Origin of the sequence: Massilia sp. Mn16-1_5, assembly GCF_004798585.1 — a bacterium.
Classification (GTDB): Bacteria; Pseudomonadota; Gammaproteobacteria; order Burkholderiales; family Burkholderiaceae_D; genus Telluria.
In genome coordinates, this window is record NZ_PPXQ01000016.1 from 1 (window position 1) to 14,162 (window position 14,162).

General features: G+C 65.4%; 16 protein-coding genes. 6 read left to right on the forward strand and 10 right to left on the reverse strand.

The window, feature by feature from the left end:
• The 4 genes from C2862_RS18580 to C2862_RS18595 form a co-directional block, all read right to left on the reverse strand.
• Positions 1 to 1,825 (reverse strand): DUF6600 domain-containing protein (locus C2862_RS18580; protein WP_168710109.1); only part of this gene is annotated, 1,825 nt, incomplete at its 3' end.
• A gap of 120 nt (positions 1,826 to 1,945) precedes the next feature.
• Entirely contained in the window at positions 1,946 to 2,584 is a 639-nt protein-coding gene (locus C2862_RS18585) for a LysE family transporter (protein ID WP_136221631.1), read from the reverse strand.
• 87 nt (positions 2,585 to 2,671) lie between these two features.
• Positions 2,672 to 2,956 carry an HU family DNA-binding protein gene (locus tag C2862_RS18590; protein WP_136221632.1) on the reverse strand — a complete coding sequence of 95 codons (285 nt, stop codon included), beginning with the start codon at positions 2,954 to 2,956 and terminating at the stop codon, positions 2,672 to 2,674.
• Positions 2,957 to 3,082: 126 nt separating this feature from the next.
• Positions 3,083 to 3,310, reverse strand: coding sequence for a BrnA antitoxin family protein (locus C2862_RS18595; RefSeq protein WP_136221633.1), 228 nt, complete (start codon positions 3,308 to 3,310; stop codon positions 3,083 to 3,085).
• 203 nt (positions 3,311 to 3,513) lie between these two features.
• Between C2862_RS18595 and C2862_RS18600 the strand changes: the two genes are divergently transcribed.
• Together C2862_RS18600 and C2862_RS18605 are read left to right on the forward strand one after the other, a co-directional pair.
• On the forward strand, positions 3,514 to 4,461 hold the full coding sequence (locus C2862_RS18600) for a DUF808 domain-containing protein (RefSeq protein WP_136221634.1): 948 nt from the start codon (positions 3,514 to 3,516) through the stop codon (positions 4,459 to 4,461).
• A gap of 163 nt (positions 4,462 to 4,624) precedes the next feature.
• Positions 4,625 to 7,111, forward strand: coding sequence for a TonB-dependent siderophore receptor (locus tag C2862_RS18605; RefSeq protein ID WP_136221635.1), 2,487 nt, complete (start codon positions 4,625 to 4,627; stop codon positions 7,109 to 7,111).
• Positions 7,112 to 7,164: 53 nt separating this feature from the next.
• Here C2862_RS18605 and C2862_RS18610 read toward each other — a convergent pair whose 3' ends face one another.
• Together C2862_RS18610 and C2862_RS18615 are read right to left on the reverse strand one after the other, a co-directional pair.
• Positions 7,165 to 7,677: a hypothetical protein gene (locus C2862_RS18610; protein ID WP_136221636.1), complete on the reverse strand. Its 513-nt coding sequence runs from the start codon at positions 7,675 to 7,677 to the stop codon at positions 7,165 to 7,167.
• 27 nt (positions 7,678 to 7,704) lie between these two features.
• Complete coding sequence (locus C2862_RS18615; protein ID WP_229467510.1) at positions 7,705 to 8,151, reverse strand: hypothetical protein; 447 nt, start codon at positions 8,149 to 8,151, stop codon at positions 7,705 to 7,707.
• 54 nt (positions 8,152 to 8,205) lie between these two features.
• On the opposite strand from C2862_RS18615, the gene C2862_RS18620 reads away from it, so the two are divergent.
• From C2862_RS18620 to C2862_RS18630, 3 genes are all read left to right on the forward strand, one after another.
• Positions 8,206 to 9,489, forward strand: a complete 1,284-nt coding sequence (locus C2862_RS18620) for an SDR family oxidoreductase (RefSeq protein WP_136221638.1) — start codon at positions 8,206 to 8,208, stop codon at positions 9,487 to 9,489.
• Positions 9,489 to 9,953: a DUF2269 domain-containing protein gene (locus C2862_RS18625; RefSeq protein ID WP_136221639.1), complete on the forward strand. Its 465-nt coding sequence runs from the start codon at positions 9,489 to 9,491 to the stop codon at positions 9,951 to 9,953. The genes C2862_RS18620 and C2862_RS18625 overlap by 1 nt, the downstream gene beginning before the upstream one ends.
• Before the next feature lie 63 nt (positions 9,954 to 10,016).
• The gene (locus C2862_RS18630; RefSeq protein WP_136221640.1) at positions 10,017 to 11,036 is read left to right on the forward strand and encodes an NAD(P)-dependent alcohol dehydrogenase; all 1,020 of its coding nucleotides are present in this window, start codon (positions 10,017 to 10,019) and stop codon (positions 11,034 to 11,036) included.
• 4 nt (positions 11,037 to 11,040) lie between these two features.
• Here C2862_RS18630 and C2862_RS18635 read toward each other — a convergent pair whose 3' ends face one another.
• The 4 genes from C2862_RS18635 to C2862_RS18650 all read right to left on the reverse strand — a co-directional run bounded on the left by C2862_RS18635 (position 11,041) and on the right by C2862_RS18650 (position 13,373).
• The gene (locus C2862_RS18635) at positions 11,041 to 11,820 is read right to left on the reverse strand and encodes a glutaminyl-peptide cyclotransferase (protein ID WP_136221641.1); all 780 of its coding nucleotides are present in this window, start codon (positions 11,818 to 11,820) and stop codon (positions 11,041 to 11,043) included.
• A gap of 59 nt (positions 11,821 to 11,879) precedes the next feature.
• Positions 11,880 to 12,368 carry a DUF6644 family protein gene (locus C2862_RS18640; protein WP_136221642.1) on the reverse strand — a complete coding sequence of 163 codons (489 nt, stop codon included), beginning with the start codon at positions 12,366 to 12,368 and terminating at the stop codon, positions 11,880 to 11,882.
• Positions 12,368 to 12,715, reverse strand: coding sequence for a DUF6152 family protein (locus C2862_RS18645; protein WP_136221643.1), 348 nt, complete (start codon positions 12,713 to 12,715; stop codon positions 12,368 to 12,370). Before C2862_RS18645 ends, C2862_RS18640 begins: the two co-directional genes overlap by 1 nt.
• Positions 12,716 to 12,782: 67 nt before the next feature.
• Positions 12,783 to 13,373: a histidine phosphatase family protein gene (locus C2862_RS18650; protein ID WP_136221644.1), complete on the reverse strand. Its 591-nt coding sequence runs from the start codon at positions 13,371 to 13,373 to the stop codon at positions 12,783 to 12,785.
• A 106-nt stretch (positions 13,374 to 13,479) separates the two neighbouring features.
• Here C2862_RS18650 and C2862_RS18655 point away from each other — a divergent pair, with 106 nt between their 5' ends.
• Positions 13,480 to 14,124 (forward strand): DUF6624 domain-containing protein, encoded by a 645-nt coding sequence (locus C2862_RS18655; protein ID WP_136221645.1) that lies wholly within the window; start codon positions 13,480 to 13,482, stop codon positions 14,122 to 14,124.
• Positions 14,125 to 14,162: the final 38 nt, after the last annotated feature.

Below are 14,162 nucleotides of genomic sequence, written 5' to 3' on the forward strand. Positions count from 1 at the left end.
GCTGGCCGGGTGGCGGCGCCGGGGCGGCGGCGGCGGGGGCCGGCGCAGGAGCCGGAGCGGGCGGCGGTGCAGGGCGCGGTGGCGGTGGCGTCACCGCCGTCACGACCGGCCGCGGCATCTGTGCCTGCGCATGGGCGCGCGCGGCTGCCGCCTCCATTGCCGCGCCCACGCTGCCGCGCGCGCCGAACGGCGCCGACGGCTGCGGCTGTGGTTGCGGCTGAGGCTGCGTCTCGCGCTCGGCACGCTGCTGGAAGCGCTGGCGCCGGCCATCCTCGAAGGCCTCGCGTGCCTCGCGCTGGGGCCAGTCGCGCTGGAGTTGCGGTGGCGGCGAGGTGATCACGCCCGGCTGGCGCACGAAGCCCGATTGCGGCGGCGGCGATTGCACGAAGGAGGGCGGCGGCGTGGTCGTTACCGGGGCCGGCTGGGGTCCCGCCTGGCGGCGCCAGCCGTCGTGCCCATCGTGCCCATCACGATCATTGCGCCGGCCGTCCGGACGGCCATCGCCGTCGCGGTCGCGCCGTTCCCAGCGGCCATCGCGGCCATCATTACGGCGTGCATCGTCCTGGCCACGCTCGCGCCAGTGACGCGGCGCCGGCGGCAGCGCGCCGGGCGCCCCTTGCCAGTTGGCCGGCGGGCGCACCAGCGCATCGTGTCTGACCACGACTTCGCCGCGGCCGCCGAAGCGGTCTTGCGGCACCACGGTCAGGCCACGCTGGCGGTAATCATGACGGCCGTCGCGCTTGCCGTCATATTTGCCCTCATGCGGATTCAGGCGGCGCAGGTAGCGGTCCGACAGCCGGTAGCCGGGCACGAAGCGGTCATACGGCGAGAGCGGATACCAGCCCTGGGCGATGGTATTCACGCCGATGCTCCAGCCGGCGCCGCCGACCCAGCCGACCAGGGCCGGTGCCCACACCGGGTAGCGTTCGAGCCGGCCCGGAGCCCAGCCCCAGCGGTTGTTGAGCTGCACCCAGCGTCCATAATGGAAGGGCGCATAGCCCCAGGGCGCGTTGTCGACCCAGGTCCAGCCCCAGGGAGAAATCCAGGTCCAGCGGCCGTCGCGGTAGGGCACCCAGCTCGAGGAAACGGCAGGCAGCCAGACGCTGCCGTATTCGCTGTTCTCAGTCCAGCTGCCGTAGCGGTCCAGGTCTTCGTAACCGGTCATCTCGGCCGGCACATAACGGGTGGCGCGTACGGAATCGAATTCGCGGTCGCGCAGGGCTGCCCAGTCGTCGAAGGCATCCGTCATCGCCTGGGTCATGCGCAGGTCGAGGCCCTGCATCTCGGCGCTGCGGCCGCTGCGCACGGTCAGGCGTTCGCCATTGCCCTCGACCACGGCGACGCCGTCGAACACGCGGATGCTGCTGGTGTCCTGCATGCGTTCGGCGTCGATGCGCAGGCGGCCCGGCTGCTGCAGCAGCACGCGCGTTTGCGGGGTGGTCAGTTCGAAGCCGGCCGCGACTTCCGCGTTGACGACGCGGATGCTGGCGCTGCCGTAGTGCAGGCGCAGGCGCAGTTTCTCGTCGTCGAGCTGGACGACTTCCAGGGCCGAGTCACCGTCGAGGCGGATCGCGCTCGAGCCGATCCGCAATTCGGTGCGGGCGCCGGGGGCCGTGGAGATGGTCTGGTTCGAGGTGACCGGCCAGTTCACCAGCGCGGTATTGGCGACTTCGCCTTCGCTGCTGACGCTGACCTGCCCCTGGGTGAGAGATACGCGCCCGACCCGGGCCGGCGGGTCTTCCTGCGCCAGGGCAGTCGTAGAACACAAGGTGGAACACACCGCCAGCGCCAGCAGCGTTGCGGACTTCATCGAACGGAGGTTCATCATGGGCTCCAGGCGGGTGGGACGGAATGCGTCGACCTGATTACACCGCAAGCACCCAGGCCACGACAATCGGGGTTACAGTCGGTTGCAACTCATATACAACCGATACATGAGGCTGCCTCAGGCGGCGGCGCGCTTCACGAAGAACAGCATCGATCCGACCACCACCAATACGGCGCCGAAGAAGCGGTTCTGGATGCGCATCGCGCGCGGATCGCGGAACAAGCGCTGCATCGACGCGGCCAGCGTCGCATAGCCGTGCATCACCAGGCTGTCGATGGTGACCATGGTCACGCCCAGGATCAGCAGCTGCGGCAGCAGCGGCGCGTCTTTCGAGATGAACTGCGGCAGCACCGCGACCATGAAGATGATGCCCTTCGGATTGGTCGCATTCGTCAGGAAGCCGGTCAGCACGCGCTTGCCGAAGGAAGGATGGGCGGCGAGACCCGCGCTGCTGGCCTGCGGGCCGGACTGGTCCTTCGAGCGCCATTGCGACACGCCCAGGTAAATCAGGTACAGCGCACCGACCACCTTGACGACGAAGAAAGCCGTGGGCGAGGCCAGCAGCAGCGAGCCGACGCCGGCGCCGGCGATCGCCAGCACCAGGATCAGGCCGATCTGTAGGCCGAGCACGGTGGCGCTGGCCTTTTTGACGCCATAGGCCAGGCCGTGCGACATCGACAGCACGGCGCCGGAACCGGGAGAAATGGCGATCACGGTGCCAGCGATGACGAAGGCGATCCAGGTGGCGAAGGACATGGGGAGAATTCGGGGAAACTGAAAAGACGGATGGCGCGCGGCTTCATGCCGCGGCGCCATGACCGGATGCCCAAAGGGCGTGCGGGTTTACTTCTTGCGCGGATTAACGGCAGTCTTCAGGGTAGCGCCAGCCGAGAAACGCGGGGTCTTCGATGCGCCGATCTTGATGACTTCGCCCGTTGCCGGGTTGCGGCCCTTGCGCGCTGCGCGCTTGGTCACCGAGAAGGTGCCGAAGCCGGTGATGCCGACCGTGTCGCCTTTTTTCAGACGCTCAGTGATGATCTCGATGATCGTGTTGACCGCGTTGTTGGCCGCAGTGCCCGACATCTCGGTACGCTTGGCAAATTCCGCGATCAGTTCGCCTTTTTTCATGGTGCCTCCGGGGTTGAAAGAGCGGAAAGAGTAGCACAAATGTTTGCCACATGTAACTTTCTCGCGCCTATATATCCCCGTGTTGCACCAATGCCCGTTTTTTCGGGCATTTTTAAAGCGAGCCTGTCAGAGCAGGCTCGGTTCGGCGCCGGCTGCCGCGAGGCGGGTGCGCAGGGCGGCGTTGATCAGGGTCTGGTAGCCGGTGCCGCAGCGCTCGGACAGATTGCGGAACTCGTTCAGCACCTCGTCGTCGAGGTAGATCGTGATGCGCGTCTTGCGCTTCGGCGGGCGCGTGCGGCGCAGCGGGGCGGCATTCTGGGGTTGGCTCGGGTTCAGGGTCGAGGTCGGTATCATCGTCATCTCCATCGGCAAAGGCGAGGCTGGCGTACCGCAGCCTTCGATACTGACTATACGTATCTGTCGACCGGGCCGCGCGGCGAAAGCGACGAGCTGCAGATTTTCGGGCCTGAAGCGCAATTTATCGCGCTGAACCGTGTGCCCGCGGCCTCCGCGCTCGGTTAAGATGCTGCCATATTGCTAATTCTCAGGAGTACTCCATGGCTGCAGGCAGTTTGCTCGCGTTACTCGACGACATCGCTACCGTCCTCGACGACGTCACCGTGATGAGCAAGGTGGCGGCCAAGAAGACCGCCGGCGTGCTCGGCGACGATCTGGCATTGAATGCGCAGCAGGTCACGGGCGTCGACTCCTCGCGCGAGCTGCCGGTGGTCTGGGCCGTGGCCAAAGGTTCGCTGATGAACAAGGCGATCCTGGTACCGGCCGCGCTGCTGATCTCGGCCTTCGTGCCCTGGCTGATCATTCCATTGCTGATGATCGGCGGCGCCTTCCTGTGCTTCGAAGGCGCTGAAAAACTGGCCCATAAATTCCTGCACAGCCCGGAAGAAGATGCGGCCCACAAGGAAGAGCTGGCCAGGGCGCTGGCCGACCAGAACGTCGACATGTGCGCCCTCGAGAAGGACAAGATCAAGGGCGCGGTGCGCACCGATTTCATCCTCTCGGCCGAAATCATCGTCATCTCGCTGGGCACGGTGTCGCAGATGCCGTTCATGCAGCAATTGGCGGTGCTGATCATCATTGCGCTGGTGATGACGATCGGCGTCTATGGTCTGGTCGCCGGGATCGTCAAGATCGACGATGCCGGGCTGTATCTGAGCAAAAAGACGAGCGGTTTCGCACGCAGCCTGGGCGGCATGCTGCTGGCCCTGGCGCCGCGCCTGATGAAATTCCTGTCGATCGTCGGCACGGCGGCCATGTTCATGGTCGGCGGCGGCATCATCAGCCACAACTGGGAAGCGCTGCACCACTATTCCGAAGGCCTGGCGACGGCGATGGGCGAAGTGCCGGCCATCGGCGGCATGCTGCACGCGATCGGGCCGGTCGTCTTCGATGCCCTGGTCGGGGTTCTGGTCGGCGTGCTGGTCGTGATTGTCGTCACCCTCGTCAACAAGCTGCGCGGCAAAAAGGAGACGGCTGCGGCCCATTGAAACCTTTGCTGCACTGCAATGCCGATTTTCCTTACGCCAGCCTGACGTAAAGACAACTGTTGCATTTCGGTCTATCGCACTCCTTGCAAATTGACATGCTCGGGTGCGCCCTCCAGACTGGACTGAGCCATAGCCGTTCAGACCACCTTGTGAGGGAAGATCCATGCAAAGAAACACGAAGAAAACGGTGCTGTCCCTGTCGATCGCCGCGATGTTTGCAGGCTCGGCCTACGCCCAGGAAAACACCAGTACCGAAAGCAGCGCCGCCACCGTCGTCGTCACCGGTACCCGCGTGGCCAACCGCAGTGCGCTCGACACCGCCGCCGCGGTCGACATCATCTCGGCCGACACCCTGAAAAATACCGGCACCACCGAGATGAACCAGGCGCTGTCGATTGCATTACCTTCCCTGAACTTCCCGCGTCCTTCGCTGACCGACGGCACGGATACGATCCGCCCGGCCACGCTGCGCGGCATGGCGCCCGACCAGACCCTGGTGCTGGTGAACTCGAAGCGCCGTCATTCCTCCGCCCTGGTCAACCTGAACGGTTCCGTCGGCCGCGGCTCGGCGGCCGTCGACATGAACACGATCCCGACCGCGATCGTGAAAAACATCGAGGTGCTGCGCGACGGCGCCGCCGCCCAGTACGGCTCGGACGCCATCTCCGGCGTCGTCAATCTGCGCCTGCGCACCGACCGCGACGGCGGCGAAGCGAGCGTCACCTATGGCGCGCGCTTCACCGAATACGACCTGTTCAACGACGTGCCCCCGGCCGGCGGCACCTGGAGCGGCCCGGCCAAACGCGAGCGCACCGACGGCCAGAGCGCCACGGTCAGCGCCTGGAAAGGGCTGCCGCTCGGCGAGACCGGTCATCTGACGATCGCCGCCGAATACAAGGATCAATCGCGCACCGAGCGCGGCGGCTACGACATGCGCCAGCAATACCCGCGATTGGCCAACGGCGCCTTCGACCCGCGCGAAAACACGATCAATCGTTTCAATGCCTGGTACGGCGACCCGGAAATGCAGCAGACGACCCTGTTCGCGAATGCCGGCAACGACCTCGGCAACGGCATGAAGGCCTACGGCTGGGCCAGCTACCAGAAGCGCGAAGCACGTTCCAGCGGTTTCTTCCGCACGGCGCGCGACGACCGCAACGTCATCTCCATCTATCCGGACGGCTTCCTGCCGGTGATCGCCCCGATCGTCGACGACTTTGCCCTGACCGGCGGCCTGACCTGGACCATCGGCGACTGGGACCTCGACACCTCGCTCGGCTACGGCAAGAACAAGATGCAGTTCGAGATCCAGAACACGCTGAACCGCTCGATCGGCGCCAGCAGCAAGACCGAATTCGATGCCGGCGGCTTTTCCTACGACCAGCTGGTCTTCAACCTGACCGGTGTGCGCAAACTCGACGTCGCAGGTCTCTCGTCTCCGCTGAACATCGCGGTCGGCACCGAAGTGCGGCGCGAAGGCTACGAGTTGTTCGCCGGCGAGCGCGAGTCCTGGGATTACTTCGGCGAGCGCCTGGCCAGCGGCGCCCCGGCCGCACCGGGCGCCCAGGTGTTCCCGGGCTTCCGTCCGGCCAACGAAGTCGACACCCACCGCACCGCGGCCGGCGCCTTCGTCGATCTGGAGGCGAACATCACGCCGGAGCTGCTGGCATCGGCCGCCATCCGCGCGGAACATTATTCCGACTTCGGCAACAGCCTGGCCGGCAAACTGTCCGCCCGCTACGACTTCACCAAGAGTTTTGCCTTGCGCGGCTCGCTGCAGAACGGCTTCCGCGCACCGTCGCCGCAGCAGCAGAACTTTACGTCGACCTCGACCAATTTCATCAACGGCGTGCCGTTCGAGATCACGACTTTTAAACCGACCGACCCGGTCGCCGTGGCGCTGGGCGCCCAGCCGCTCGACGCCGAAAAATCGGTGAACCTGTCGCTCGGCGCGGTGCTGCGCTTCGACCGCATCAGCCTGACGGTGGACGCCTACCGTATTAAAATCCGCGACCGCATCGTGCTGTCGGAGAACCTGACGCAAGCGAACGTGCGCGACTACATCGCCTCGCAAGGTTTCATCGGCGTGGGCGGCGGCCGCTTCTTCATCAACGGCGTCAACACCACCACCGACGGCGTCGACATCGTCATGAACTGGCCAGTGAATGCCGGCGCGGCAGGACGCTTCGACACCACGCTGGCGGCCAATTTCAACAGCACGGAAGTGACCAAGACCCCGGTCACGGCCCAGCTGGCGGCCCTGAATCCGGCGCCGGTGCTGTTCGACCGCGCCAACATCATCGCCATCGAAGAAGGCCAGCCGAAGAACAAGTTCAGCGCCAACCTGAACTGGAAACTGGGGCCTTGGGGCGCCACCGCGCGCGCCACGCGCTACGGCAAGACCATGACCCCGGGCACAACGGCCGCCTTCGACTTCCAGCTGGGTGCGAAGACCATCGTCGACCTCGAAGGCCGCTATGCGCTGACGCCGAAGCTGACCCTGGCCCTGGGTGCCGACAACGTCTTCGACCAGTATCCGGAAACGCTGCCGCCGGCCCTGAACACGACCGGCAACACGCCATTCTCGAACTACTCGCCGTTCGGCCGCTCGGGCCGCTTCGTCTACGCCCGCGCCAACTACGCTTTTTAAGTTGAACCGAGGGTACTAAAACGCGCCCGGGGATTTTTTCCCGGGCGCGTTTTTTATTCGATGCTTGCCGGGATCTTCTCGCGCCGTCCTGCTGCGACCCCATCGCGCACGGCCCAGACCAGCGACAGCACAGACATCCCGGTCAGCACCCAGCTTGCCCAGCCGTAATCGACGCGCACCAGCGCCGTCGCGTCGGCATGCCACCACACCAGCGCATACCCGATCAGGGTGATCAAGACGCCGAGACTGATGAACAGCAGCAGGTGCAGCACGCGCTCGGGCACCGGCAGCACACGCGTATCGCCCTCGACAATGACGTCGTACGCGGAGACGATCACCTCCGCCAGCAGCAGCGCGGCAACGAACCAGACCCAGGCGCCGTGCCACTGGTACCAGGCCAGGCAGCCGAAGAGAAGGGCGAAGATCGTCTCGCGCGCGGCGTGCAGCGCTTCTTCGGACGCGGCGTCGCCCCGTTTCGGCAGCTTGGCCAGCAACTCGTGGTTGACGATGATGTCGAGAAAGCCCAGCCCGCCATGCAGCAGGAGCACATAGACATAGGGCGGCATGTTTTTCCCGTCTGCTCTAGACTGGGTTCAGTCGCGCCGCAGGACCATCGCGCCCAGCGCCAGGCCGACGGCGAAGGCGGCATACACGCCGGCCAGCGATTTTCTAGACAGGCGCTTCTCGTAGCCGGGCTTCAGGCGCTCGGGCGTCATCTTGTAATCGGCAAAGCAGGCGATCGCCGAGGTGGCGGCGGACGCGGCCAGGGTCACCCGCAAGTCCTTGTGGTCAAGCTTTTCTCCGGCCAGCTTTTCGAACAGGACCGACCAGAAGGTGGCGCTGAGGTGGTGGATCGCATAGCCGGTGATCGTGTATTTCAGCGAAAAACCATCGTGCTCGGCCGCCTCGTCGCCCCAGATCCAGTGGCTGACGGCGTTCGTCGGCGCATAGGCGCTGCCGGCCTCGAGACGCCCGAGCAGGGCCAGGGCGGCGGTGGAAACGATGCTGGAAGCGGCGCCGCCGACCAGGCCGCGTTGCATGGAAGTTGACCAATCTGCCATAGTGTTCATCCTCGACTCGGTGAAAGGAATTGCATGCGGATCTTGCTCACAGGCGCCAGCGGTTTCATCGGACAGCACCTGCTGCAGGCGCTGCTGCTTGAGGGCCACCACGTCGTCTGCGCGGTGCGCACTCCGAAAGAGAGCAGCGATCCACGCCTGGGCTATGTGCATGCTGACTTTGCCAACGATACCGACAAATCCATCTGGCTGGCGCGCTTGTCAGGCGTCGACGCCGTCATCAACACGGTCGGCATTTTCAGGGAGTCGGGCCGGCAAAGCTTCGAGCGCCTGCATACGCTGGCGCCGCGCGCCCTGTTCGCCGCCTGCGCCGAATCCGAGGACGTGCGCCTGGTAATCCAGCTCTCGGCCCTGGGCGCCGATGCGGAAGCGGACAGTGCGTATCACTTGTCGAAAAAGGCGGCCGACGACTACCTGGCTGCGCTACCGGTGCGCGCCTACATCGTCCAACCTTCCCTGGTCTACGGCAAGGAGGGCGCCAGCGCGCAGGTCTTCAAAACCCTGGCCAGCATGCCCGTATCCGTGCGCTTCGGCAGCGCGCCGCAAATGGTGCAGCCGGTGCACATCGACGACGTCGTCGCGGCGATGATCGGCCTGCTGCGCCACAGATTACCGCTGCCACCCGGCACGACGGCGCGGCGCGTGCCGCTGGTCGGGCCCGAGGCCCTGTCGTTCACCGATTACCTGGCGCGCCTGCGCAGTGCCATGGGAATGAAACGGCAGCTGGTGCTGCCGCTGCCCGGCTTGTTGTCTCGTCTGCTCGCGAAAGCCGGACGCTGGCTGCCCGGCGCACTGCTCGACGAGGAGGCCTTGCGCATGCTCGACCGCGGGAATACGGGCGATGTCGCTCCGATCACCCAGCTGCTGGGCCGTGCGCCGACGCCGATTGCCGCCTTCGTCACCGATCCGCGCGCCGAACGCACGCAAGCAAAACTGGGCTGGCTGCTGCCGATTTTGCGCTGGAGCATCGTCGCGGTCTGGATCATCACGGCCATCGTCTCCTTCGGCCTGTACCCGGTCGAGGCCAGCTACGACTTGTTGGCGCGCAGCGGCATCCCGCCGTCCCTGCAGCCGCTGATGCTGTACGGCGCGGCCGGCTTCGACCTGCTGCTCGGTCTCGGCATCGTGTTCCTGCGGCGGCGGCGCTGGCTGTGGCTCGTACAATTGGGCCTGATCGGTTTTTATACGCTCGTGATAGCGTTCAAGTTGCCTGAATTCCTGCTGCATCCCTATGGGCCCTTAACGAAAAACCTGCCCATGCTGGCCGCCATCTGGCTTCTCTACGAAATGGAAGAATAATGGATTACGTCGTCATAAAATGGCTGCACATCCTGTCGTCGACCTTCCTGTTCGGCACCGGCATCGGCTCAGCGTGGTACATGCTGTTTGCCAACATCAGCCGCGACGTGCGCGCGATCGCCGTGGTCAGCCGCAACGTCGTGATCGCCGACTGGGTTTTCACGGCCACCACCGCCGTGATCCAGCCCGCCACCGGTTTTTACATGATCCACCTGGCGGGTTACCCCTTCCACAGCAAATGGATCATGTGGTCGGTGGCCCTGTACGTGCTGGCGGGCGCCTGCTGGCTGCCGGTGGTCTGGATCCAGATGAGACTGCGCGACCTGGCCGCCGAAGCGGCGCGCACCGATACCGCCTTGCCGCCGCAGTACTGGCGTCTCTTCAAAACCTGGGTGGCGCTGGGGGTGCCCGCCTTTGCCGCCTTCGTGATCATCTTCTGGCTGATGGTGGCGAAACCGATGTAACGGAACAGGGCTTGCAAGCGGGCGCAGTAGAATGGCCCGCATTCATCCAGCAAGGAGTAGACGATGCGGGCTTACCAGATTCTGCCGGGCGAGAACATCGACGGTCTACGGTGCGTGAATTTTCCCGAACGCGAACTGGCGCTCGGCGAAGTGCGGGTGCGCGTGCACGCGGTGTCCCTGAACTACCGCGACCTGATGGTTGCCAGCGGCAATTATCTGGTGAACGTCGACGACCCCATCATCCCCTGCTCGGACGGCGCCGGCGAAGTCCTGGCCGTCGGCCATGGCGTCACGCGCCTGCAGGTAGGCGACCGCGTCGCCGCTTCCTTCTTCCCCTACTGGCAGGACGGGCGCACCTCGCCCACTAAAATCCGCCACGCGCTGGGCGGCGACATCGACGGCATGCTGGCCGAGGAAGTCGTGCTGCACGAGGATGCCTTGGCAAAAATTCCGCCGCAGCTGAGCTATGTGGAGGCATCGACCATGCCCTGCGCCGGCGTCACCGCCTGGAACGCGATCTTCGAGTCGAGCAATGCCATCAAACCGGGCGACACCGTGCTGCTGCTGGGGACAGGTGGCGTCTCGGTGCTGGGCTTGCAGCTGGCTAAGGCGGCCGGGCTGCGCACCATCATCACCTCTTCCAGCGACGAGAAGCTCCAGCGCGCCCGCGAGCTGGGCGCCCACCACACGATCAATTACCGCACGATTCCCGAATGGCAGGAAGAAGTCCTGCGCGCCACCCACGGCGCGGGTGCCGACGTGGTGCTGGAAGTAGGCGGGCAGGGCACCGTCAACCGCTCGGTGGCATCCTGCGCGATGGGCGGCAGCGTCGCCATCATCGGCGGCGTCAGCGGTTTCGGGGGCGAAGTCAATCCGGCGACCTTACTCGCCGGCGCCAAGCGCATGGTCGGCATTTTCGTGGGCAGCCGCAGGATGCTGGAACAGGTGATGAGTTTCGCGGCGACCAGCGGGATCAAGCCAGTGGTCGATCGCGTGTTCGGGTTCGACGAAGCGAAAGAGGCCTATCGCTACATGGAATCGGGCTCGCACTTCGGCAAAGTGGTGATCAGCGTCACCGGCTGAGCGTTCAGCGGCCCTCGAAACGCACCAGTTCGATTTCGAACAGTTTCGGCCAGAATTTACCGGTCACGTAGAGCTTGCGGTGCTTGGCATCATAGGCGATGCCGTTCAGCACCGCGTCGACCGAACTGGTGCCGCGTTTGTCGCGCGGCAGCAAGTTCGTGAGGTCGATCCAGCCGGTCACCTTGCCGCTGGCCGGGTCGATGCGGGCGATGACGTCGGTGCCCCAGACGTTCGCATACAGTTCGCCGTCGACGATTTCGAGTTCATTCAGGGAATCGATCGGCTTGCCTTCTGCCGTGACCTGGACCCGGCGTACTTCCTTCAGGCTGTTCGGGTCGAGTACGCGGATATTCGCGCTGCCGTCGCTCATGTAGACGTTTTTCGCATCGCTGGCCAGGCCCCAGCCTTCGCCCTCATAGGGGAAGCGCGCTTTCATGGCGAAGGTCTTGGCGTCGAATACATAGCCGGTCTTCGATTGCCAGGTCAGGCCCAGGATGTTGTCGCCAAATGCCGTCGAGCCTTCGCCGAACACGTCCTTCGGCAATTCCGCCTTTTGCAGCACCTTGCCGGTTTTCAGTTCGATGCGGCGCAGCGTCGAGCGGCCGGTGAGGCCGGTCGTCTCGTACAGGTGGCCGTCGCGGAAGAACAGGCCTTGCGTGAACGCCTGCGGATCGTGCGGATAGGTGTTCTTGACGATGAAGCCGTAGACGGGAATGGCCGCCATGGCGGCACTGCAGGCGCAGCTCGAGAGGACGAGGGCGGCGAGGGCGGCAGGTTTCAGCATGCTGGAATGGAGCGGTTATGCGAGGCGATCACTGTAGCATGAGGCGGGCACGGCCGCAGCTATACATAGGCCAGCATGCGCCCGCAGGTGATGACGCCCAACCAGAGCAGGATCGACAGCGCGGCCCCAACCCGGGCCAGCGGCGGCGCGGCGTGTTCGCGGTCCCAGCCGGCCACGCTGCGGTAGGGCAGCAAATGAAAGGCGAGCGCGTTCAGGCCGGCGAGGGCGATCAGCACCAGTTTTAGAAGAAAAACGCGATTGTTCGCCAGCTCGACCGGATGGGCGCTGAACAGCAGCAGCCCGGCCGGAATCACCAATATCAGGCTCGCCAGCGCCCAGCGCAGCAGGTGCCGGCCGAGGTCGGCCACCGGCAGCGTAGGGGCAAACCCGAGCACGCGCAGGTCGAACAGCACCACGCTGCCGACCAGCACGGCGAAACCCGCGATGTGGACGATCTCGACGATCGGATACAGCCAGGCGCCTTCGCGCATCGCGATCGACAAGGGGGTAGCCGCCAGCGCCTCGAACACGCCGGCACCGGCCGCCATCAGCGCAGCTCCGTCTTCTTGCCCTCGATCGTGATGTTTTCGGCGCGCAGTTCGTCGCTCTTGCTGCGGTGTGGATAACCGTGCACCGTGGCGCGCTGGCCCGGCTTGAGCATCTCCCTGGCCAGCCCGCGGCTTTCCATGCGCGAGGGCGGCGCCAGCACCACGAGCCAGGTTTTGTTGTCGGCCGTTTTCAGGCGTACGAAGCCGTGCGGCTGCTCGTAGCCGGCCTGCTCGATGGTGCCGCTCAGGTCGAGCGGCTTGTCGGACTGGTATTCGCTCCAGCCGTGGTGGGCAAGTGCGCCGGTGCTGAGGACCAGCCCGGCGGCAAACAGGGTCAATCGTTGCATGACGTCTCTCCCGGTATGCGACCCGCCCGATTCTACGCCCGAACGGCCGCGTCGCGTGTGCCTGCGTCTATCGTGCCGTGGCCGTGTCACGCGCCGGCATCGACAGGCGCCCGATCGGCTCGAGCTTTCCGTCGCGCAGGATCGTCAACACCATTTCCCCGGGCGCCAACGAGGCGCCGGTGAGGGCGCGGATGTTGACGTCGTGGGTGACCAGCACCAGCGGCGTCGTCTCGCGGCGCGCAGCCAGGCGGGCGCGCAGGTCGCGCAGCTTGGCGGACGCTGCCTTGTCGTCGTCCTTGAACATCGAATCCAGGCTGGGTTCCGGCTCGGCGCGCCCGAACGCCAGTTTCGCCGTATCCAGGCAGCGGCACCAGCGGCTCGACCAGACCGCGCCCGGATTCACGCCGCGCTCCTTGAAGGCGGCGCCGATCGCCCGCGCGTCCTGGCGGCCTTTATCCGACAGGTTGCGCTGGGTGGCGCACTGGTTCAGTGTAAAGCCGGGCGGGTCGCCGATCCCGGGTGTGGTGGCCGCATGACGCATCAGGACCGTCACGCCGCCGGCGCGCAGTTTCTGCCAGAGGGCGTCGTCGTCCAGCTCGGCAGCGAACGAGGGCAGGCTGGCCCATGCCAGGAATAAGGGGAACCAGGGCGCGCGCATGAGAGTCTCCGGGCCGGATGCGGGTCCCATCATTATGCGATTCCCGCCGCTTGCCAAGCGCACGCCTTATGTTAGGCTTTATGCATTGGATCTGATGAGAATGACAATGCGAAGCACCCTGCACCTGCTGGTTTCCCTGTTCGCCGCGTTTGTGACGGCGCCGTTGCACGCTGCATCCAGCTGCGCCGCCTATGCCGGCGAGCTCACTGCCATGGTGGAAGCAGCCGACAGCCTGCGCAGCCAGGTCGATTACCTGGCCGCCCCGATTGACGCGGCAGCAAGCGAGCGGCGCACGGCGCTGGAAGGCGTGGAGCGGGCGAATGCCGAACGCCTGAGCGCCTGGATGACGGCCTGCGGCTGGCCGCGGCGCAGCGTCGAAGGGGTGCAGGCGGCGCGCGCCGCCTGGTTGATCGCCCAGCAGGCGAGAAGCGATATCGCCTTCCAGCGCCAGGTGGTGCGCCAGCTCGAACTGGCCGTGCTCGATGGCGAAGCTTCGGCCATGCACCTGGCGGCCGCCTCCGACCGGCTGGCGGTGCAGGAAGGGCGCCCGCAGCGCTACGGCACCCAGTTGCGCCAGGTCGCCGGCTGCGGCTGGGATTACTTTCTGCTGGACGACCTGGCACGGGTCGAGGCGCGCCGCAAGCGGCTCGGACTGCCCTCGCTGGAAGAGCACAAGCGCGCCATCAACGCCCTGGTCACCGTGCAACGCTGCACCTCGCCGCTGTCGGACGCCCTCGGCAACGCACAGTAAACATACAATATAAATCGTTTAATTTGTATTAACCATAT